Source organism: Rhizobium sp. AC44/96 (assembly GCF_001692185.1).
Taxonomy (GTDB): domain Bacteria; phylum Pseudomonadota; class Alphaproteobacteria; order Rhizobiales; family Rhizobiaceae; genus Rhizobium.
On record NZ_LXKO01000001.1, the window covers coordinates 916,988 to 936,796 of the forward strand.

Sequence of the window (19,809 nt, forward strand, 5' to 3'; positions counted from 1 at the left end):
GGCAGATCCGCCGCGGTTGACGACGCAAAGACCACCGGATAGGCCTTTGCGGAACGCGCAAAATGCAGAGCGGGAGTACGACAGTGACGGACAGACTGGTGATCATCGGCGCGGGTCAGGCAGGTTTTGCGCTCGCGGCCAAATTGCGCGCTCTCAAGGATACGCGCCCCATCACCATCATCGGTGCTGAAGACGCGTTGCCCTACCAGCGGCCGCCGCTGACCAAGAAGTATCTGCTCGGCGAGATGAGTTTTGACCGCCTGCTGTTCCGTCCGGAGCACTGGTATGCCGACAATGATGTCGAGATTCGAGTGTCCACCTGGGTCGAGCAGATCAAGCGCGATTCGAAGCAGGTGATCCTGCAGGACGGCTCGGTGCTGGATTACGGAACGCTCGCGCTGACGACCGGCTCGACGCCACGCGGTCTGCCGGCGGCGATCGGCGGCGATCTCGACGGCGTTTATGTTGCCCGAGACAAGCGCGATGCCGATCTGCTCGCCGAGGAAATGCGCCCGGGTCGTCGTGTCCTTATTATAGGCGGCGGTTATATCGGCCTCGAAGCGGCGGCCGTTGCCCGTCATCGCGGCCTTGAGGTCACCGTCATTGAGATGGCGGATCGGATACTTCAGCGTGTCGCTGCCAAGGAAACGGCCGATATCATGCGCGTGATTCACGAGGCGCACGATGTCGTTATCCGCGAAAAGACCGGCCTGAAGCATTTGGTCGGCCGCGACGGCAAGCTCGTCGGCGCCGAACTTTCCGATGGTTCGACCATCGATATCGATTTCGCGATCGTTGGCATCGGCGTTGTCCCGAACGATCAATTGGCCAAGGAAGCCGGTCTCGAAGTGACGAACGGCATTGTCGTCGATGAGTTCGCGCGAACCTCCGATCCATCGATTTTCGCGGCCGGCGATTGCGCGGTGCTTCCGTGGCAGGGTGGCCGCATCCGACTCGAATCGGTACAGAATGCCGTGGACCAGGCCGAAGCCGCAGCCGCAATCATCGCTGGTGGCAATGCGCCGTATGAACCGAAGCCCTGGTTCTGGTCGGATCAATATAACGTCAAGCTGCAGATCGCCGGCTTCAATCTCGGCTATGACGAGACGCTACTTCGCCCGGGCGCACGAGAAGGCGCGCATTCGATCTGGTACTTCAAGAGTGGCACTTTCATTGCCGTCGATGCGATCAATGACGCCAAGGCTTATGTAACCGGCAAGAAGCTGCTCGAATCGGGCATCAACCCCGACAAGGCCATCCTTGCCGACGGATCGGCGGATCTGAAGCAATTGCTGGCTTAGAGGTAAGCCGGCTTTTCTTCCGGGACAAAGGCGAAAAAGCGCTTGCGTCCCCCAGCGAATGACTCTATCAGGCTGTCGACCGGAGAGGTGGCCGAGTGGTCGAAGGCGCTCCCCTGCTAAGGGAGTATACCCGGAAGGGTATCGTGGGTTCGAATCCCATCTTCTCCGCCATTATCCTTAGATCTTACTTACATTCTTATTTGCCCGCGCAGCGCTCGCGTTTCATCGTACGCTGTACGTCAGCCGTGACATCTCAACGCCGGCCTTATCTCCCCGGAAATAGAATCGCCTCTGGAATCACTTCGCTCATGCATGATGATTCTCCGGCAGTGACCTCTATCGAGCTGCTCGATTTATGTGACAGGGTGCTGTCGACGCGGCAGTTGAAATGCCCGAATCCGACGGGAAGCGGGTGCCAATGTGGCACATCCCGCGTGTTTTCCACCGCGCCGGCATGTTCTAAACTCCCGCAAAATCAGCGCTTTCTTAATGAAGTATAAAGAAACGGCCGGGGCGGGTGCCGCATTTGTGACCTTTCAGCAACAGCGCATGGGGAAGGCTGTCGTAAATCCTCCAAACGGACAAGTTGGTGATTGCGTGACAGGCGCGGTCGAGTATTTTCAATCTCGGAAGCAAGGGCGGTTGATCGTCCGACTTCTTGAAACATGGGGATGGGGCAGGGAACGCTGCTCTAACGGCGAAAAACCCAGACCCGATCGAAACTTTGAATTGGAGGTCAATATGAACATCAAGAGCCTTCTTCTCGGCTCCGCTGCTGCTCTTGCAGTAGTTTCCGGTGCTCAGGCTGCTGACGCTGTTGTTGCTGCCGAGCCGGAACCCGTAGAATACGTTCGCGTTTGCGACGCATACGGCACTGGCTACTTCTACATCCCGGGCACGGAAACCTGCCTGAAGATCGAAGGTTACATCCGTACGGAAGCTCGCTTCGGCCGTGACAAGTCTGGCACGTCTGACTGGGACTTCTGGACCCGCGGTAACGTTCAGTTCACGGCTAAGAGCGACACCGAGTACGGCCCGCTCACCGGCGTTATCGTTCTGCAGGCTGATGCTGAAAACGCTTCGGACCAGAACACCTACCTCGACTCCGCTTACCTGGACGTCGCCGGCTTCCGCGCTGGTCTGTTCTACAGCTGGTGGGACGACGGTCTGAGCGGCGAAACGGACTCGCTGGCTTCTGACTCGACGCTGCACAACTCCTTCCGTTATCAGTACACGAACGGCGACTTCTACGCTGGTCTGTCTGTTGACGAACTGGAAGACGCGATCCACACCGCTATGGGCGAAAACGCCAACGACGTTGGTATCGCTGCTGCCATCGGTGGCAAGGCTGGCGCATTCAGCTACCAGCTGGTCGGCGGTTACGACACCGACACCGAAGAAGGTGCAATCCGCGGTATGGGTACGGTCGCTATCGGCCCCGGCACCCTCGGCCTCGCAGCTGCTTGGGCATCTGGCCCGAACGCTTACTTCGAAGAGTCTGAGTGGACTGTTGCTGCTGAATACGCAATTCAGGCAACCGACAAGCTTAAGCTGACGCCTGCTGTTCAGTACTTCGCGAACTACAAGAACGGCGACAGCGCAGCTACCGTTACGGACTTCTCGGATGTTGACATCTGGAAGGCTGGTCTGACGGTTGACTACCAGATCGTAGAAAACTTCTACGCTAAGGCTTCGCTGCAGTGGCAGGACCACACCAGCGCATCTGAAGACGACGATAACTTCTCTGGTTACTTCCGTCTGCAGCGCGCATTCTAATCTGATCTGACTTCGGTCAATCAGGGAAGCCCGGCTCTCGAGCCGGGCTTTTGCGTTATGGCGCATGCGTTGGGCTCTCAAATCTCGTTCAAGAGCTGGCGAATGCAGCTAAGCGCCGGTTCACTGTGGAGTAGGGGCGGATGTCCTTGGCCGGGTGCGACCACGACCCTTAAACCGGGATGCCGCATTGCCATCTCGGCGACGGCCGCTTCGGTAAGCAGTTCTGAATTCTCGCCGCGAATGACCATGAGCGGTCGTACGCCAAAAGCTTCGAAGTGCCGCCAAAGAGTCGGCAATGGCTTGCTGAAATCGATCGATGTCAATTGTTTAGCGATAGCTGGGTCAGCATCGGCAGCAAGCCTGCCGTCAATCTCACGATAGATCGCGACCGCCATGTCTTCCCAATCTTGGTCTCCAAGGATGGGGAAGTGCACGCCGTGCCGGCGCTTGAGCATTGCCACGGCTTCCGCCCAATGTTGCGGAGAGGTGCCATCGTTCAGATCGTCGCGAATCCTCATGAGGCCCTTGGTCTCGATCTCCGGGCCGATATCGTTGAGTATGGCAGCCGCAAGCAGCTCCGGCCGCATCTCGGCAAGAAAATGAAGGATCAGGCCGCCGCGTGAGGTGCCGATGAAAACGGCCTTTTCGATGCCGAAGTAATCGCAGGCCGCTAGGACATCCTGCGCCTCTGTGCGGACGTTATAGTTTTCCGTTTTCGGATCCCAGTCGGACAATCCACGCCCGCGGTAGTCGAGGGCGATAACCCGTCTGGGCTCGACCTCGTCTTGGGATAGAATAACAGCGAACTGATGGAAGTCGCGGGAATTGCGTGTCAATCCGGGAAGGCAGATGACGGGAAGCCGCGCCGCAGCCCGTGAGCCGGGATCGTAGTCGCGCAAATGGAGGCTTAGACCATCCTCGGAACGGTAGGTTCGGTCAACAAAGGCATTTCCATCTGTGTCGTTCATGCGCGCGCTCCTCGTCGTTACGAGGAGAGACTAGCGCCTTGCGCAATATTGGCAAACGCGCCTTATGACGAGCGCCCGCTGATAAGGTCGCGTTCGATATCGGCAGGCTGGCCGAGCCGCGCCTTGTAGACCTCGTAGTTCTCCATAACGCGCTGAACGTAGTTCCGCGTTTCGGGGAAGGGGATGCGCTCAATCCAGTCGACGACCGCATCGATCGATTTGCCGCGTGGATCGCCGTAGCGCTCGATCCATTCGGGCACCCGCTTCGGTCCGGCGTTATAGGCGATGAAGGTCATGATGTAGGAGCCGCCGAAGGCGTCGATCTGTTCGCCGAGATAGTGCGCACCGAGTGTCGCATTGTAGCTCGGATCCGCCGTCAGCTTGTCCTTGGAGTAAGCGATGTTGTGCCGCTGAGCGACGGCTTTCGCTGTTCCCGGCAGAATTTGCAGCAGCCCGCGGGCATCGGCTGCGGAAACGGCTGCCGGATTGAAGGCGCTTTCCTGTCGCGCGATCGCATAGGCGAGCGCCTTGCCGGAGCCGGAGATATTGGCATTCCCGGGGATGACGCCAAGCGGAAAGGCCAGCGCGGCAACGTCGACGCCGCGCGAATAGGCGATCTTTCCGATCTGCAGCGATAGGTGATGGTCGCCCGAGCGCTCAGCCTGGGCGCTGAGAATCGCAAGTTCGCCGGGGCTCTGCAGCTGGTCAGCCAGTGCCAGGTAGAGACCGTTCGCCCGCCAGCCATGGCCGGCGGCGTCAAGGCGGGCGATCGCCTGAACGGCTTCGCGGGATAGATAGCGTTGCCGATCAGCCGGGGTCGGCGAGGGGTAGCTGACGTTCAGCATTTTGCGTCCGAGCTTCTCGCCGGCCAGCTGGCCATAGAACGTCGTCGGGTAGCTGGCGGCCTTGGCGTAGTATTCGCCGGATTTTCCAGGCGCACCGGCTTCGGCCGCACGTCCCATCCAGTACCATGCTCGCGACACGGATATTGGGCCGTTCGAGAAACCGAGAATCTTGCGGAAGTGGCTTTGTGCGGCCGTCGCGTCTTGCAGTCCGCGCAACGCATACCAGCCGGCGTGGAATTCGGCTTCCACGATATCGGTCGGCGTGGTGGCGGCATAGTTGGAGACGATGCCGTAGGCCGTCTTGAACTGCCCTTGGTCGACAAGTCCGCGGCTGATGATCCGCTGCTCGTTCCACCATTCGCCGGCGTTGACCAATGCTTCGCGGTCGCGCGGCATCTGCTGCAGGAGCTTGGCAGCTTCAGGGTATTTCTCCTGCCGGCGCAGATATTCGATCCGCGCGAAGAGATAGCCCGGATCGCCATTCCACTTGCTGTCCACGCCAGCGAGCAGTGCCCCGGCATTGGGCGCCTTGTTGATGACCGCGGCCCACGCGTTGTAAAGCGACTGAGCCTGTCCCATGTCGCCGAAGCGCTTTGCCTGCGCTGCGCGGTTGCGGTACATCAGATATTCCATCCGGGCCCGGTGGTCGGCTACCGCCAGCAGGCCGGAGAATTCCGCGAGAATCTTGTCTTCGGTCGCCTTGTCCAGGCCTTCGCCTCGCCAGACCTTGCGCATATATTGCCCAGCCTGGGCCTGCTTTCCGGTCGCGACCAGCGCGCGCGACAGGATCATTGCGCCAGCTGTGGTCTCGGGCGCGGTCTCGCCAAAGGCGGCAAGCACGGCGCTCGGGGCGGGGTTCTCATCATAAAGCGCGCGCTCGGAATAGGCGCGCAGCTTGGCGAGGCCCGGCCAGCCTTGCAGTTCCTGCGCCGCCGCAGCGATTTCGACGGAAGGCACGCCCTTCTGCCCTGACATCGCGATCGCCCAGGTCAGGATATGGCGATCCAGCGTTCCGCGCGTCATGCCGTCGCGAATGGCAAGAGCCTGCGCGGGGTTCTTTGCGGTGAGGGCGTCGAGACCTGTCTTGAGGTCGCTGTTGACAGGTGCAACTGTCTGGCTGCGGGGGATCGCGCCAGTCATGATCGATTCAGGCATAGCCGTCTGGGGCACGAAGCCGATCGGCTTCACGTCGGGAACCGGGATGTCCTCGCTCGGAAGTGGCGACGCGACGCTGCTCCACGCGGCAGCCGTCAGGCCGAGGGCGGAGAGGATCAGGACAGCTCTCTTCATACGGGGTACTCGCAATGAAAACACGTCGCTCCATTTGGTGGGACGCATATTAACGAAACCTTACCGAAGCGGTTAAATTTCATTCACATTTGCTATCGGAATTTGCTCCAAACCGACCTCTGCGCGCTTGTCGCAGCGTTTTCGCCGCACTATGGTGCGCTCCTCATAGTCATGGAATGCGGCCGAAGCATGGATTGCGGTCGTAAGGAGTTCTGCATGTTCCAGGGATCCATTCCCGCACTCGTCACACCCTTCACTGATGCCGGACAAGTGGACGAAGCTTCGTTCGTCGCGCATGTCGAATGGCAGATCAAGGAAGGCAGCAGCGGTCTCGTTCCCGTCGGGACGACTGGTGAATCGCCGACGCTGTCGCATGCGGAGCACAAACGGGTGGTGGAACTTTGCATCGAGGCCGCCGCAAATCGCGTTCCCGTGATGGCCGGCGCCGGATCGAACAACACCCGCGAAGCGATCGAACTCGCCCAGCATGCTGAAAAGGCGGGCGCGGCAGCCGTTCTGGTCGTTACGCCCTACTACAACAAGCCGACGCAGAAAGGCTTGTTTGCGCACTTTTCGGCTATCGCAGATAGCATCAAGCTGCCGATCTATATCTACAACATCCCCGGCCGTTCGGTTGTCGACATGACGCCTGAGACGATGGGGGCGCTTGCCAAGGCACACTCGAACATCGTCGGCGTCAAGGATGCGACGGGCAAGATCGAGCGCGTCTCCGAGCAGCGCCTCACCTGTGGTAACGCCTTCCGGCAGCTGTCGGGTGAAGATGCGACCGCTCTCGGCTTCAACGCCCATGGTGGCGTCGGCTGTATTTCGGTCACGGCCAATGTCGCACCGCGCCTCTGTGCGGAGTTCCAGGCGGCAACGCTCGCCGGCGATTATGCCAAGGCGCTCGAGTATCAGGACCGCCTGATGCCGCTGCACAAGGCGATTTTCATGGAGCCAGGTCTCTGTGGCGCCAAATATGGCCTGTCCAAGCTTGGGCGGATGAGCCGCAACGTGCGATCGCCGCTGATGTCGACGCTCGAGCCCGGCACGGAATCGGCAATCGACGCGGCGATGCGCCACGCCGGTCTGCTGAACTGATCAAGCCGATCGCGGTCTTCACAACACGGAGCCGCACCCTTAGATATTAAAGCGAGAAGCGTGGGCGCGGTTGTCGCGCCCCCTGAGCAATTGGATTTTGTCATGGCCCCCAAAGGCAGCCAGCGCGTCGTCAATAAGATCGTGGCCGAAAACCGCAAGGCGCGCTTCAACTACGAGATCATCGACACCTACGAGGCCGGGCTCGTGCTCATGGGCACTGAGGTCAAGTCGCTGCGCGAGGGCAAGGCCAATATCGCGGAATCCTACGCCTCCGACGAAGGCGGCGAAATCTGGCTGATCAACTCCTACCTGCCGGAATACCTGCAGGCCAACCGCTTCAACCATGAGCCGCGTCGCCGCCGCAAGTTGTTGCTGTCAAGCCGGGAGATCAATCGTCTCCGCGCCGGTATCAATCGCGAAGGCATGACGCTCGTTCCGCTGAAGATCTACTTCAACGATCGCGGTCGTGCGAAAATGGAGCTCGCCCTCGCCAAGGGCAAGAAGCTTCACGACAAGCGCGAGTCGGAAAAAGAGCGCGATTGGAATCGCCAGAAGAGCAGATTGCTCAAGGACAACGGTTAAGAAGGCGACCCGAAGGCGATCGTCGCCACTCGGGTCTCACCAATCCATCCCACCTTTATTTTCAGGCTTCGAAATCGCTGGATGCGGTGGTTTCGGCGACGCGCGGCGGCCGTTCGGACGGGTCGCGGCCGATTTCGCTTTTCAGCGACAGCAGATCGATGAAGTGGTCGGCCTGGCGCCGCAGATCGTCGGCGATCATTGGCGGCTGTGTTGCCATCGTCGAGATGATGGAGACCTTGCGGCCCCGGCGCTGCAGCGCTTCGACAAGCGTCGTAAAATCGCCGTCGCCGGAAAAGATCACCAGATGGTCGACGGTCTCGGATTGCTCCATGGCGTCGATCGCAAGCTCGATATCCATGTTGCCCTTGATCTTGCGGCGGCCCATGGAGTCCGTGAATTCCTTGGCAGGCTTCGTCACGACCTTGTAGCCGTTGTAGTCGAGCCAGTCGATCAGCGGGCGAATGGATGAGTATTCCTGATCTTCGATAAGGGCTGTGTAATAGTAGGCACGGAGCAGATAACCGCGCTTCTGAAATGCTTTCAACAGTTTCCGATAGTCGATATCGAAGCCCAAACTCTTTGAAGCGGCGTATAGATTGGCGCCATCGATGAAAAGAGCAATTTTTTCGCGTGGGTCAAACATCGCGTACCAATCCACTTTGAGCAATCGAAAATGTCTTCTTAAAAATCCCATAAAAGCAATGGGTTATGTGGAAGACCAGAACAATTCTTAATTTACGAACTATTCATATAAGAAAGATTTAGGGCACGAATCGGGATATTCCAAGCAACTATTGGTGGAAATTCAGCATTCTCTTTCAAAATGGAAGCTTTATGAGGCGGCAAAGGGATTTTCACGAAAAACTTGAATTCGCCCGCTTTTAATTGTATCGCGATCCTCAATCCCGAGATCACGACCGCAAAGGACAGGCAATGGCCCGTGTCACCGTTGAAGACTGCATCGACAAAGTTGAGAACCGCTTCGAGCTGGTTCTGCTCGCCAGCCACCGCGCACGGCTGATTTCCCAGGGCGCGTCGATCACCATCGATCGCGACAATGACAAGAACCCCGTCGTGGCTCTTCGCGAGATCGCCGACGAAATGCTGTCGCCCGACGATCTGAAGGAAGATCTGATCCACTCGCTGCAGAAGCACGTAGAAGTCGATGAGCCCGAGCCCGATCCGGCAAGCCTCATCGCTGCAAACGCCGCGGCTGCTGTCGAAGGCGAAGAGCAGGACGATCTGCCTGAGACGGTTACTTTTGACCAGATGTCGGAAGAAGAGCTTCTGGCTGGTATCGAAGGTCTTGTGCCGCCAGAAAAGAGCGACGATTACTAAGAGAGCGACGATTACCAATCGTCAATCTTGCTTCAATAATGCTTCGGCATATGATTGATTGTCATGTGCGCCAATCCATGATTGGCGCGCTTTTCTTTTGTGATGGAGTGGCTTCGGGATGATGCGGCAGTACGAGCTCGTGGAGCGGGTTCAGAAATATAAGCCCGATGCCAACGAAGCTCTGCTGAACAAAGCCTATGTCTACGCCATGCAGAAGCATGGCCAGCAGAAGCGCGCCAGCGGCGATCCCTATATTTCCCACCCGCTCGAAGTCGCCGCCATTCTCACCGACATGCATCTCGACGAGTCGACGATCGCTGTTGCGCTGCTGCACGACACGATCGAGGACACGACCGCGACGCGCGCCGAGATCGACGAATTGTTCGGCGAGGACATCGGTCGTCTCGTCGAAGGTCTGACGAAGATCAAGAAGCTCGATCTCGTCACCAAGAAGGCCAAGCAGGCCGAAAACCTGCGCAAGCTGCTGCTTGCCATTTCCGACGACGTTCGCGTGCTCCTGGTGAAGCTGGCGGATCGCCTGCACAACATGCGCACGCTTGACCATATGTCGCCGGAAAAACGTGCCCGCATTTCCGAAGAGACGATGGATATCTACGCGCCGCTGGCCGGTCGCATGGGTATGCAGGATATGCGCGAGGAGCTGGAAGATCTCTCTTTCCGCCATATCAATCCCGAGGCCTACGAAACGGTCACGAAACGGCTCGAGGAGCTGTCTCGGCGTAACGAAGGACTGGTGAAGAAGATTGAGACCGAGTTGCGGGATCTCCTCGTCGCCAGCGGCTTGACGAATGCCTATGTGAAGGGGCGCCAGAAAAAGGCCTACTCGGTGTTCCGCAAGATGCAGTCGAAGTCGCTGTCCTTCGAACAGCTCTCGGACGTCTACGGCTTCCGGATCATCGTCGATGATATTCCTGCCTGCTATCGGGCGCTCGGAATCGTTCACACCCGCTGGCGCGTGGTGCCCGGGCGGTTCAAGGACTACATCTCCACGCCGAAGCAGAACGACTACCGATCGCTGCATACCACTATCGTCGGCCCGTCCAGCCAGCGTATCGAGCTGCAGATCCGCACCAAGCGCATGCATGAGATCGCCGAATTCGGCATTGCCGCGCATACGCTTTACAAGGATGGCGCATCGAACGCCGACGGCGATATCCTCTCGCGTGAATCCAATGCCTATTCCTGGCTGCGGCACACCATCGAAGCACTGGCGGAAGGCGATAGCCCGGAAGAGTTTCTGGAGCACACCAAGCTCGAGCTTTTCCAGGATCAGGTTTTCTGCTTCACGCCGAAAGGTAAGCTGATTGCTCTGCCGCGCGGCGCCACGCCGATCGATTTCGCCTACGCCGTTCACACGAACATCGGCGATACGACCGTCGGCGCCAAGATCAACGGTCGCATCATGCCGCTGGTCACCCGCCTTGCGAATGGCGACGAGGTCGAGATCATCCGTTCCGGCGTGCAGGTGCCGCCCGCCGCCTGGGAGGAGATCGTTGTAACAGGCAAGGCGCGCGCTGCCATCCGGCGCGCCACGCGCATGGCGATCCGCAAGCAGTATGCGGGACTTGGCCACCGCATTCTCGAGCGTACGTTTGACCGCGCCGGCAAGATATTCTCGCGTGAGGCGATGAAGCCTGCGCTCCACCGTCTCGGCCAGAAGGATGTCGAGGATGCCATCGCAGCCGTCGGGCGTGGCGAAATGTCCTCCCTTGATGTCCTGCGCGCGGTTTATCCCGATCATCAGGAAGAGCGCGTGACGGCAAAGCCGACCGGCGATGATGGCTGGTTCAACGTCCGCAGCGCGTCCGGCATGATTTTCAAGATCCCCGGCAAGGCGAAGGCAGGCGAGGGGGTGACGGCGCTGGAAGCAGCAATCGACGCCGACTCGGTTCCGATCCGCGGTATCTCCAGCAATGTCGACGTGCAGTTCGCGCCGACCGGCGCCGTGCCTGGCGACCGTATCGTCGGGATCATGAACACCACGGAAGACGCGAAGGCCATCACGATCTACCCGATCCAGTCGCCGATTCTGCAGCGTTTCGATGAACAGCCGGATCGCTGGATCGATGTGCGTTGGGATCTGGACGAGGCGAATAAGTCGCGCTTCATGGCGCGCGTCATGATCAATGCGCTGAACGAGCCCGGCACGCTTGCCAAACTCGCGCAGACGGTTGCCGGCGTTGATGTGAACATTCGCGTCCTGAACACGATCCGTGTTGCGGCCGACTTCACGGAAATGACGCTGGATGTCGAAGTTTGGGATCTTCGCCAGCTGAATCAATTGCTTGCGCAGCTTGCCGACCTCGAGTGCGTTGCGACCGTCCGACGTCTCTACGAGTAGGGAATAGGGTGGTTTCGGTGCCCTTGCACATTTTGTGATCGTTTTAAGACCGAAAACGTACAGATAAGAGGCTAGCCATGCGCATGACGCATGGCTGACTTTGACTTACAGCGTTGGTAATCGCGGTCGACAGCGCCTATCTTCTGGTCATCGGAAAATGAAACGAAGATGAGGCAAGCAAATGTTTACACCGATCAAGAAGTTCGCCCGTGCCCTGCGCGCTCCGAGCGCTGAAGACCGCGAATTGGCATATCTGAACGGCTCGTTTGACCGTATTGATCTGGAATATCGCCAGCGTCAGGTTGACCGTGGTCTGTTCCGTACCCGCTAATATCGGGTCTATACTTGAAGAATGTAAGGGGCGCATCTCATGCCGCGCCCTGGTGAATACTCAGTCGGCGCTAATCAAATAATGACTGAGGTGGTTTGACGCTCTTGTCATGCCCGTGCGCCTTGCACTACATACGCGCCATGTTGTTCCGACGTCGAAGACCTGCTGGATTTCGTGAAAAGTTGCGTGAGCTGCTGTGGCCGCGCAAGGGTTTTATGCGGCCAGCGCGATATCTTGTAATGCGTGTATTGAGGCTGAGAGCCTCGCCGCATGCTGTTGCCATGGGCGTGGCGGCCGGAATATTCGTCTCCTGGACACCGTTCATTGGCGTCCACTTTGTGATGGCGTTCATCCTTAGCTATCTGTTCGCAGGAAACATGGTGGCCGCGGCACTTGGTTGCGCGGCCTTTGGAAACCCGCTGACCTATCCCTTCATCTGGGGGACGACCTGGGAAATCGGCCATCTGCTGTTGAGCCGCAAGGACACTATGAACGGCCAATCGGTCGACCTTGCTGCCCTGTTCCACGAGCTCCATTTCACCGAGCTCTGGCGGCCTGTTCTCGAGCCAATGCTCGTTGGCTCTATTCCCCCCGCACTTCTGTCGTCTGTCGTCATCTATTTCGCGACCTTCTACACCGTCAAAGGGTTTCAGAGCCGCCGCCGCACGCGCCTGCTTGAGCGCGCTCGCCTGCGAATGGCAGAACCCGTTCAGGAAACCGTATGATCATCGGTATCGGCAGCGACCTCATTGACATCCGCCGTGTCGAGAAATCCATCGAGCGATTTGGCGAGCGCTTCACCAACCGGTGCTTCACCGAGATTGAGCGCGCGAAATCCGATCGGCGTGCCAATCGCGCCGCTTCCTATGCCAAGCGCTTCGCCGCCAAGGAGGCCTGCTCCAAGGCGCTGGGCACGGGCATCGCACAAGGTGTCTTCTGGAAGGATATGGGCGTTGTCAATTTGCCGAGCGGCAAGCCGACGATGGTCCTGACCGGCGGGGCAGGGGAGATCCTGCAGGCCATGTTGCCGCAGGGGCATCGCGCCGCCATTCATTTGACAATTACGGATGATTATCCCCTTGCTCAGGCTTTCGTCATCATAGAGGCCCTGCCGGTGAGCGCGTGATCAGCGACCAGTCGTCGCTTTTAATGTTCGCGCCATTGCCGCAATCGGTCGAAGCCGCTACAGAGAACCAAATAAAAGTTGCGCCTGTGAAGGTGCCCTGAAGGAACAAAACTGCGTGTCCGAAAAAGTTGAAACCAAGCCGAATGCCCTCTGGGAAAACATCAAGGTCATCGTTCAGGCGTTGATTTTGGCCATGGTGATCCGCACGGTGTTCTTTCAGCCGTTCACTATCCCTTCCGGCTCGATGATGCCGACATTGCTTGTCGGCGACTACATCTTCGTCAACAAGTTCGCTTACGGCTATTCGAAGTACTCGCTGCCGTTCTCTCCGAACCTGTTCAGCGGACGCATCTTCGCCAGCGAACCCAAGCGCGGTGACATCGTCGTGTTCCGCTTCCCGCCGAATCCTGAGATTGACTATATCAAGCGTCTGGTCGGCCTGCCGGGCGATCACATTCAGGTGACGGAAGGCGTGCTCTATGTGAACGGCAAGCCTGTTCCGAAGGTGCCGGACGGTACGTTCAATTCGGACTACGCGCAGGATCCTGGCCAGGACGTGCCGGTGTTCCGCGAAACGCTCGACAATGGCGTCAGCTACGACACGCTCGACCAGTCGCCGGTTTCTCGTGGTGACAACACCCGCGAGTTCATCGTCCCCGAAGGTCATTACTTCATGATGGGCGACAACCGTGACAACTCGCTCGACAGCCGCTTCGACGTCGGTTTCGTTCCGGCGGAAAATCTTGTCGGCCGCGCCAGCGTCATCTTCTTCTCGCTCGGCAACGACACGTCCTTCCGTGAAATCTGGAAGTGGCCAGCCAACATGCGTTGGGACCGCCTGTTTAAGGGCGTTGAATGAGCAAGGCGCAGACGCTCTCGACGGCGGACCGAACGAGGCTGGAAGCGCTTATCGGTCACGAGTTCGCCCAGAAGGAGCGCCTTGATCGGGCACTGACGCATGCCAGTGCCCGTACTCAAAAAGGTGCCAACTACGAACGCTTGGAATTTCTCGGCGACAGGGTGCTTGGGCTCTGTGTCGCCGAATTGCTTTTCCGCACCTTCGGAGCGGCGGCGGAAGGCGAACTGTCTGTCCGCCTGAACCAGCTTGTCAGCGCCGAGATGTGTGCTGAGGTTGCCGACGAGCTCGGGCTTCATCTGTTCATCCGCACCGGCGCCGATGTGAAGAAGCTCACCGGCAAGCGGATGATGAATGTGCGCGCCGACGTGGTCGAAAGTCTGATTGCAGCCGTCTATCTCGACGGTGGCCTTGAGGTGGCGCGGCGTTTCATCCTGAAATACTGGGAAAAGCGCGCCGTTCGGGCCGATGGCGCCCGCCGCGACGCCAAGACGGAATTGCAGGAATGGTCGCACGCCAAATTCGGCGTGACGCCAAACTACCGGGTTGAAGAACGCACCGGACCGGATCATGATCCGCGCTTTACGGTGACCGTCGAAGTTGCCGGCGTGAAGCCGGAAACAGGTGTCGAGCGCTCCAAGCGTGCCGCCGAACAGGTGGCCGCCACGAAGATGCTTGAACGCGAAGGAATTTGGCAGAAATCAGCTGCCGGAAATTGACAGGGACAATGACCGAAGAACACGATATCGCGGATAGCGCCGCAGAACCAGCTGGCCCGACGCATTCCGGCTTCGTCGCCCTGATCGGGCCGACGAACGCCGGTAAATCGACGCTGCTTAATCGCCTGGTCGGCGCCAAGGTGTCGATCGTCAGCCACAAGGTGCAGACCACGCGCGCCGTCGTTCGCGGCATTGCCATCCATGACAATGCCCAGATCGTCTTCATGGATACACCCGGTATCTTCAAGCCGCGCCGCCGCCTTGACCGCGCAATGGTGACATCCGCCTGGGGCGGTGCCAAGGATGCCGACGTTATCATGCTGCTCATCGACAGCGAACGCGGGCTTCGCGGCGATGCCGAAGCGATCCTCGAAGGTCTCAAGGACGTTCCGCAGCGCAAGATCCTGGTTCTCAACAAGATCGATCGCGTCCGGCGCGAGGATCTTCTTGCGCTTGCCTCCGCCGCTAACGAGAAGATCGCATTCGATCAGACGTTCATGATCTCGGCCGAGAATGGCTCCGGTTGCGATGACGTGATGGACTATCTGGCAAGGACCCTGCCAGAAGGTCCCTGGTACTACCCCGAAGATCAGATCTCCGATCTGCCCATGCGCCAGCTGGCAGCGGAAATCACCCGCGAAAAGCTGTTCCTTCGCCTGCATCAGGAGCTGCCCTATTCCTCGCATGTCGAGACGGAAAAGTGGGAAGAGCGCAAGGATGGCTCGGTTCGCATCGAGCAGGTGATCTACGTCGAGCGCGATAGCCAGAAGAAGATCGCGCTCGGCAAGGGCGGCGAGACGATCAAGGCTATTTCTTCCGCCTCACGCCGGGAGCTTTCCGAAATTCTCGAGCAGCCGGTCCATCTGTTCCTGTTCGTCAAGGTCCGCGAGAACTGGGGCGACGACCCCGAGCGGTTCCGCGAAATGGGTCTGGATTTCCCGCACTGACAGACTGGCGGGTGCCTGCCCGCCGCTGCAATCCCTTGGTTGTTGAGGGACCTGTGGAACGAAGTGCTGCGCCGCGTGTTTAAGAGAGCGGCGCTGCCTTGTTGGGGCGCCGTCTCGGGGCACCTGATAGGCATGGCGACAATAAAACCTACTCATTCGTTTAAGACACCCTGTGAGCGCTGTCCGTTGCGCGCTCTGTCGCATTTCAGGGAATTCACCCGTGAAGAGATCGAGTTCGTCGCGAAGTTCAAGACGGGTGAACTGGCCGCGGATGCCGGTGCCACGATCCTGGTGGAGGGTGCCCATAGCGCGCATCTCTATACCGTCCTCTCAGGCTGGGGGTTTCGCTACAAGGCGCTTGAAGATGGACGTCGCCAGATCCTGAACTACGTGATGCCCGGCGATCTGATCGGCCTTCAGGGGACGATCATGGGCGAGATGCAACATTCCGTAGAGGCTCTGTCGCCGATCTCGCTCTGCGTGTTCGAGCGCGACAAGCTGATGACGCTTTACGGCAACCATCCGTCGTTGGCGTTCGACATTACCTGGATGGCCGCGCAAGAGGAGCGAATGCTCGACGAGCATCTCCTCAGCATAGGCCGCCGCACCGCAATCGAGCGATCCGCCTATCTGATTGCTTTTTTGTTTCAGCGGGCGAGGCAATTGAAATTGTTCAATGGCCACAATGCGATACCCATTACGCAGCAACACGTTGCCGATACACTCGGTCTTTCCATAGTTCATACCAACAAGACATTGAAAAAGCTCGCGAAACAGGGATTGATCCGCTGGCAGGAGCGCACCTGCGAAGTGCTGGACGGCGATGCGCTGGCTGAGGTCGCGGGCTGGGAAGGATTGGACGAAAGACACCGGCCCTTCCTGTAAAGCACCCGCCGGTATGTCATATTTAAATGCAATTTTTCGGCTCTAGACCTATCCTCATCGTTCTGCCGATTTCCTCCTTATCGACCGGGACGGAAAAAACAGCTATGCAAGCAGGGATGGCATGTGCTGTCCGGCCAATGAGATGGGGCGTCAGGATTGAATAAGTGGGCCAAAGACAGGATGCGCAACACATGTGGCGCTCACCCAAGGACCTATGCACCATGAAGGCGGGTCGTGTTCTGCTTCTGGAAGACAGCCTGATCATTGCAATGGAAGCCGAGGATATTCTTCGGACCGTTGGCGTGGAGACTGTCAGCATTTTCAGCAGCCTTGACCCGGCGATGGAAGCTGTCAGGGCCGAGCGCTATGATTTTGCGCTGCTGGACGTCAATCTCGGCGAAGTCATGAGCTTTGATTTCGCCCGCTATCTCGCCGGCGCCAATATTCCCTTCGGCTTTGTCAGCGGCTATTCCGACACGGAAGATTTTCCTGAAGACCTCAGGGACATGCCGTTGCTGGTGAAGCCCTTCGACGAGACCGGGATGCGCACATTTCTCCAGCGGTTTTTCCTGCCCGAGATCTGAGCCCATTTCATGACAGACCGGCCCCGTTCCGCTAGAATGGAATCGCGGGCTTGAGGTTCAGTTTTCGATGCAGTGGCAGGATCGAGCGATCATTCTTGGTGTCAAACGCCACGGCGAGACAAGCGTCATCGTCGAGGTGATGACGCGCGAGCGCGGGCGCCATCTCGGCATGGTGCGTTCCGGCCGCTCGCGAGCGATGCAGCCCGTCCTGCAGCCCGGCAATGAAGTGGATGCGACGTGGCGTGCGCGCCTTGACGAGCACCTCGGCGAGTTCCGCATCGAACCTTTGACATTGCGTGCAGCGCGGCTGATGGAAACCGCGACCGCCGTTTACGGTGTCCAGGCAATGGGTGCGCTTCTGCGCCTTCTGCCCGAACGGGATCCGCACCCGCATCTGTTCGAGGCGTTGGAGGTCATTCTCGAGAATCTCCATAACCCGGTCGATGCTGGCGAACTGTTTGTGCGTTTCGAACTGGCCGTCCTGAACGATCTCGGCTTCGGTCTGGACCTTGCCGAATGTGCGGCAACGGGCGCCCGATCCGATCTTGCCTATGTCTCGCCGAAGTCGGGGAGAGCAGTCAGCCGCAGTGCCGGCGCCCCATGGGCCGACAAGATGTTTGCCTTGCCGCCGTTTCTCAGCGTCGAGCAAAGCCGCGCAGCCGATTTGGAAAGCCTGGCCGAAGCGTTCAGGCTGACTGGCTTCTTTCTCCACCGCCATGTCTATGAACCTCGCGGGATGGAGGTGGGCGCCGCGCGCGAAGGCTTCGTTCAGGCGGCGTTGAAGGCTCTGAAGGAGCCTGCACGAGCGGCTGGCGATCTGTCTGCCTGACCGCTGTTTTTCACGGCTGCAAAACATCCTGCAATTTCCAGGCCTTTACCGGTGTGGCCGGCCCACTTATCTGCGACAGGAATTTCGCGGAGGAGATAGGCGATGCTGACGAAGCCGGATTTGGACACTACGATCAAGCTCTGGAACGGGCGCGACATACCGAGGCTGGGCATGGGCTGCTGGGCGATCGGCGGTCCTTTTTACGCTGGCGATACGCCGCTCGGATGGGGTGACGTCGACGACAATGAGTCGATTGCGGCGATCGACCGCGCCGTGGCGCTCGGCATCAGTTTTTTCGACACGGCGTCGAACTACGGGGCAGGGCATTCCGAAGAGATTGTCGGTCGTGCGATCGGCAATCGGGATGACATCATCATCGCCACCAAGTTCGGCTTTGCCACCGATGAGGCGACCAAGCAGGCGACCGGCGCATTTGCGGATCCCGCATTCATCCGCCAATCCGTGGAAACATCGCTGCGACGGCTGAGACGCGAGCGCATCGATCTCCTGCAGTTTCACCTGAACGATTTTCCGTTGGCGCAATCCGACGAGGTTTTCGAAACGTTGGGCCTCCTGCGGGAAACAGGCAAGATCGACGCTTTCGGCTGGAGCACCGACTACGCTGATCGTGCCGCCCGACATGCCCAGCGCCCCGGTTTCGTCTCTGTGCAGCACACGATGAACGTCTTCGAGCCGGCGGACGAGATTGTCTCGGTCATCGAGCGACATGGGCTGCTGTCGATCAATCGTGGTCCCCTGGCCATGGGGCTGCTGAGCGGCAAATTTGCCGCAGATACGGCTGTGGGCCCGAAGGATGTGCGCGGCGCGAGCCTGGAGTGGATGGTCTATTTCAAGGATGGCCGCATTGCGCCCGAGTTTGCCGCGCGCCTGGATGCTGTGCGCGATCTGCTGATGTCGGGCGGCAGGACGTTGACGCAAGGCGCGTTGGCGTGGCTGTGGGCGCGGTCGTCCCGGACGTTTCCGATCCCGGGTTTTCGCACGGTCGCACAGGTCGAGGAAAACGCCGGCGCATTGGACAAGGGCGCCTTGCCCAATGAGGTGATGCGCGAGATCAACGAGGTGCTTGGGCGGGCCTGACGCCGCAGGGCTATGCCCGGCGGGTCTTGAAGGCCCAACCCTCTGGTCTCTCCTCGATCACCGTCACCTGATCGCCGCAGCTGACATGCCCTGATGCTCGCGGCGTGACGTTCCAACCAAACAGCGGGCCGGGGACGCGCCGGTCCGCCGACATCCGGATCCGACCCATGGCGGGCATCGGGTTCGGAACCTCGCGCGACCCTGTTATCTGGTCTTGGGTGGTCATGATACAACGCGCGCACGGCTTCACGAGGTCGAAGCGGATACCGGCGATTTCGATGGCGGCCCAGCGATCCTCAGGCCATGCTTCATCAGTGTCGATCACGATGTTCGGGCGAAAGCGATCCATGCCGACGCTTCCTTCGCCATGCGCTTCCAGATCGGCGTTCAACGCCTTCAGTGACCCGGTCGTTGTCACCAGGATCTGATAGCCGTCGGCGAAGGTCACCGGTGTGCCGTCACCGGCCCATTCGGCGCTCGCCGTACGCTTGGCATCCCGATCGAAGAAAACGAGCCTCACTTCGCGACCGAGCCAGCCCGAAAGCGTCTCGTTCGTCGTATCATCAGCCACCGCCGCGTTGACGATCGTTTTCCAGATCGAGACGTCCATCCGCTTTCCGGCCTCGGGAGGCGGCACGGCAATTTCCTGCCCGTCCATCAGCAACCGGAAAACAGACGCCTCCGGTCTCGTCTCGATTTGAGCGAGCGCCGGCAATTCACGCTGCGTGATGAAATGCCCGTCTGGGGCTGTGATCATCGCGCGCCGATCTCCCGGCAGGCCGAAGGCATCGATCGCCGTTGAGGGTAGGGCAATGCCTCGGCCGCTCTTGAGCGGGTAGATAAAGAGGTTGCTGACGCGCATTCGCTGCTC

Annotated in this window: 20 protein-coding genes and 1 tRNA gene; 17 read left to right on the top strand and 4 right to left on the bottom strand. The window is 59.2% G+C overall.

Annotated features, from left to right (window positions below; translation table 11 throughout):
* The first annotated feature begins 83 nt into the window (after positions 1 to 83).
* The 3 genes from A6U87_RS04415 (at position 84) to A6U87_RS04425 (ending at position 3,077) form a co-directional block, all read left to right on the top strand.
* Entirely contained in the window at positions 84 to 1,301 is a 1,218-nt protein-coding gene (locus A6U87_RS04415; RefSeq protein WP_065689975.1) for an NAD(P)/FAD-dependent oxidoreductase, read from the top strand.
* Positions 1,302 to 1,382: 81 nt separating this feature from the next.
* Positions 1,383 to 1,472, top strand: a tRNA-Ser gene (locus A6U87_RS04420).
* 570 nt (positions 1,473 to 2,042) lie between these two features.
* Positions 2,043 to 3,077 (top strand): porin, encoded by a 1,035-nt coding sequence (locus tag A6U87_RS04425; protein ID WP_065689976.1) that lies wholly within the window; start codon positions 2,043 to 2,045, stop codon positions 3,075 to 3,077.
* Between the two features lie 77 nt (positions 3,078 to 3,154).
* Here the strand turns inward: A6U87_RS04425 and A6U87_RS04430 are convergent, their stop codons facing one another.
* Together A6U87_RS04430 and A6U87_RS04435 are read right to left on the bottom strand one after the other, a co-directional pair.
* The gene (locus A6U87_RS04430) at positions 3,155 to 4,045 is read right to left on the bottom strand and encodes an alpha/beta fold hydrolase (RefSeq protein WP_065689977.1); all 891 of its coding nucleotides are present in this window, start codon (positions 4,043 to 4,045) and stop codon (positions 3,155 to 3,157) included.
* A gap of 62 nt (positions 4,046 to 4,107) precedes the next feature.
* Complete coding sequence (locus A6U87_RS04435) at positions 4,108 to 6,180, bottom strand: lytic transglycosylase domain-containing protein (protein WP_065689978.1); 2,073 nt, start codon at positions 6,178 to 6,180, stop codon at positions 4,108 to 4,110.
* 216 nt (positions 6,181 to 6,396) lie between these two features.
* Between A6U87_RS04435 and dapA the strand changes: the two genes are divergently transcribed.
* Positions 6,397 to 7,281, top strand: coding sequence for a 4-hydroxy-tetrahydrodipicolinate synthase (gene dapA, locus A6U87_RS04440; RefSeq protein ID WP_065689979.1), 885 nt, complete (start codon positions 6,397 to 6,399; stop codon positions 7,279 to 7,281).
* 102 nt (positions 7,282 to 7,383) lie between these two features.
* On the top strand, positions 7,384 to 7,863 hold the full coding sequence (gene smpB / locus A6U87_RS04445) for an SsrA-binding protein SmpB (RefSeq protein ID WP_065690273.1): 480 nt from the start codon (positions 7,384 to 7,386) through the stop codon (positions 7,861 to 7,863).
* A gap of 61 nt (positions 7,864 to 7,924) precedes the next feature.
* Here smpB and A6U87_RS04450 read toward each other — a convergent pair whose 3' ends face one another.
* Positions 7,925 to 8,506, bottom strand: coding sequence for an NYN domain-containing protein (locus A6U87_RS04450; RefSeq protein WP_065689980.1), 582 nt, complete (start codon positions 8,504 to 8,506; stop codon positions 7,925 to 7,927).
* Positions 8,507 to 8,796: 290 nt separating this feature from the next.
* On the opposite strand from A6U87_RS04450, the gene rpoZ reads away from it, so the two are divergent.
* The 12 genes from rpoZ (at position 8,797) to A6U87_RS04510 (ending at position 18,938) form a co-directional block, all read left to right on the top strand.
* A complete protein-coding gene (gene rpoZ / locus A6U87_RS04455) occupies positions 8,797 to 9,201 on the top strand; it encodes a DNA-directed RNA polymerase subunit omega (protein ID WP_065689981.1) in 405 nt (134 codons plus the stop codon).
* Between the two features lie 118 nt (positions 9,202 to 9,319).
* On the top strand, positions 9,320 to 11,563 hold the full coding sequence (locus tag A6U87_RS04460) for a bifunctional (p)ppGpp synthetase/guanosine-3',5'-bis(diphosphate) 3'-pyrophosphohydrolase (RefSeq protein WP_065689982.1): 2,244 nt from the start codon (positions 9,320 to 9,322) through the stop codon (positions 11,561 to 11,563).
* A gap of 181 nt (positions 11,564 to 11,744) precedes the next feature.
* Positions 11,745 to 11,894, top strand: a complete 150-nt coding sequence (locus A6U87_RS04465; RefSeq protein ID WP_065689983.1) for a DUF3563 family protein — start codon at positions 11,745 to 11,747, stop codon at positions 11,892 to 11,894.
* A gap of 140 nt (positions 11,895 to 12,034) precedes the next feature.
* The gene (locus tag A6U87_RS04470) at positions 12,035 to 12,619 is read left to right on the top strand and encodes a DUF2062 domain-containing protein (protein WP_065690274.1); all 585 of its coding nucleotides are present in this window, start codon (positions 12,035 to 12,037) and stop codon (positions 12,617 to 12,619) included.
* Positions 12,616 to 13,020, top strand: a complete 405-nt coding sequence (gene acpS / locus A6U87_RS04475) for a holo-ACP synthase (RefSeq protein WP_065689984.1) — start codon at positions 12,616 to 12,618, stop codon at positions 13,018 to 13,020. The genes A6U87_RS04470 and acpS overlap by 4 nt, the downstream gene beginning before the upstream one ends.
* Positions 13,021 to 13,135: 115 nt before the next feature.
* The gene (gene lepB, locus A6U87_RS04480) at positions 13,136 to 13,879 is read left to right on the top strand and encodes a signal peptidase I (protein WP_065689985.1); all 744 of its coding nucleotides are present in this window, start codon (positions 13,136 to 13,138) and stop codon (positions 13,877 to 13,879) included.
* Positions 13,876 to 14,595, top strand: coding sequence for a ribonuclease III (gene rnc, locus A6U87_RS04485; protein ID WP_065689986.1), 720 nt, complete (start codon positions 13,876 to 13,878; stop codon positions 14,593 to 14,595). The genes lepB and rnc overlap by 4 nt, the downstream gene beginning before the upstream one ends.
* Before the next feature lie 8 nt (positions 14,596 to 14,603).
* Positions 14,604 to 15,542, top strand: coding sequence for a GTPase Era (gene era / locus A6U87_RS04490; RefSeq protein ID WP_065689987.1), 939 nt, complete (start codon positions 14,604 to 14,606; stop codon positions 15,540 to 15,542).
* 132 nt (positions 15,543 to 15,674) lie between these two features.
* Positions 15,675 to 16,427 (top strand): Crp/Fnr family transcriptional regulator, encoded by a 753-nt coding sequence (locus tag A6U87_RS04495; protein WP_065689988.1) that lies wholly within the window; start codon positions 15,675 to 15,677, stop codon positions 16,425 to 16,427.
* A gap of 191 nt (positions 16,428 to 16,618) precedes the next feature.
* Positions 16,619 to 17,011, top strand: a complete 393-nt coding sequence (locus tag A6U87_RS04500; protein ID WP_342587877.1) for a response regulator — start codon at positions 16,619 to 16,621, stop codon at positions 17,009 to 17,011.
* 67 nt (positions 17,012 to 17,078) lie between these two features.
* Positions 17,079 to 17,840 (top strand): DNA repair protein RecO, encoded by a 762-nt coding sequence (gene recO, locus A6U87_RS04505; protein ID WP_065689990.1) that lies wholly within the window; start codon positions 17,079 to 17,081, stop codon positions 17,838 to 17,840.
* Positions 17,841 to 17,942: 102 nt separating this feature from the next.
* A complete protein-coding gene (locus A6U87_RS04510) occupies positions 17,943 to 18,938 on the top strand; it encodes an aldo/keto reductase (RefSeq protein WP_065689991.1) in 996 nt (331 codons plus the stop codon).
* A gap of 10 nt (positions 18,939 to 18,948) precedes the next feature.
* Here A6U87_RS04510 and A6U87_RS04515 read toward each other — a convergent pair whose 3' ends face one another.
* On the bottom strand, positions 18,949 to 19,800 hold the full coding sequence (locus A6U87_RS04515) for an MOSC domain-containing protein (RefSeq protein ID WP_065689992.1): 852 nt from the start codon (positions 19,798 to 19,800) through the stop codon (positions 18,949 to 18,951).
* Between the last annotated feature and the right edge of the window lie 9 nt (positions 19,801 to 19,809).

What these genes read in the sequence shown, in the direction of transcription:
- A6U87_RS04460 (WP_065689982.1), top strand. Translation starts at nt 9,320, where the DNA reads ATGATGCGGCAGTACGAGCTCGTGGAGCGGGTTCAGAAATATAAGCCC.
- A6U87_RS04450 (WP_065689980.1), bottom strand. Translation starts at nt 8,506, where the DNA reads ATGTTTGACCCACGCGAAAAAATTGCTCTTTTCATCGATGGCGCCAAT.
- A6U87_RS04500 (WP_342587877.1), top strand. Translation starts at nt 16,619, where the DNA reads ATGTGGCGCTCACCCAAGGACCTATGCACCATGAAGGCGGGTCGTGTT.
- A6U87_RS04425 (WP_065689976.1), top strand. Translation starts at nt 2,043, where the DNA reads ATGAACATCAAGAGCCTTCTTCTCGGCTCCGCTGCTGCTCTTGCAGTA.
- A6U87_RS04470 (WP_065690274.1), top strand. Translation starts at nt 12,035, where the DNA reads ATGTTGTTCCGACGTCGAAGACCTGCTGGATTTCGTGAAAAGTTGCGT.
- rnc (WP_065689986.1), top strand. Translation starts at nt 13,876, where the DNA reads ATGAGCAAGGCGCAGACGCTCTCGACGGCGGACCGAACGAGGCTGGAA.
- rpoZ (WP_065689981.1), top strand. Translation starts at nt 8,797, where the DNA reads ATGGCCCGTGTCACCGTTGAAGACTGCATCGACAAAGTTGAGAACCGC.
- dapA (WP_065689979.1), top strand. Translation starts at nt 6,397, where the DNA reads ATGTTCCAGGGATCCATTCCCGCACTCGTCACACCCTTCACTGATGCC.
- A6U87_RS04495 (WP_065689988.1), top strand. Translation starts at nt 15,675, where the DNA reads ATGGCGACAATAAAACCTACTCATTCGTTTAAGACACCCTGTGAGCGC.
- A6U87_RS04465 (WP_065689983.1), top strand. Translation starts at nt 11,745, where the DNA reads ATGTTTACACCGATCAAGAAGTTCGCCCGTGCCCTGCGCGCTCCGAGC.
- era (WP_065689987.1), top strand. Translation starts at nt 14,604, where the DNA reads ATGACCGAAGAACACGATATCGCGGATAGCGCCGCAGAACCAGCTGGC.
- recO (WP_065689990.1), top strand. Translation starts at nt 17,079, where the DNA reads ATGCAGTGGCAGGATCGAGCGATCATTCTTGGTGTCAAACGCCACGGC.
- A6U87_RS04510 (WP_065689991.1), top strand. Translation starts at nt 17,943, where the DNA reads ATGCTGACGAAGCCGGATTTGGACACTACGATCAAGCTCTGGAACGGG.
- A6U87_RS04435 (WP_065689978.1), bottom strand. Translation starts at nt 6,180, where the DNA reads ATGAAGAGAGCTGTCCTGATCCTCTCCGCCCTCGGCCTGACGGCTGCC.
- acpS (WP_065689984.1), top strand. Translation starts at nt 12,616, where the DNA reads ATGATCATCGGTATCGGCAGCGACCTCATTGACATCCGCCGTGTCGAG.
- A6U87_RS04430 (WP_065689977.1), bottom strand. Translation starts at nt 4,045, where the DNA reads ATGAACGACACAGATGGAAATGCCTTTGTTGACCGAACCTACCGTTCC.
- smpB (WP_065690273.1), top strand. Translation starts at nt 7,384, where the DNA reads ATGGCCCCCAAAGGCAGCCAGCGCGTCGTCAATAAGATCGTGGCCGAA.
- A6U87_RS04515 (WP_065689992.1), bottom strand. Translation starts at nt 19,800, where the DNA reads ATGCGCGTCAGCAACCTCTTTATCTACCCGCTCAAGAGCGGCCGAGGC.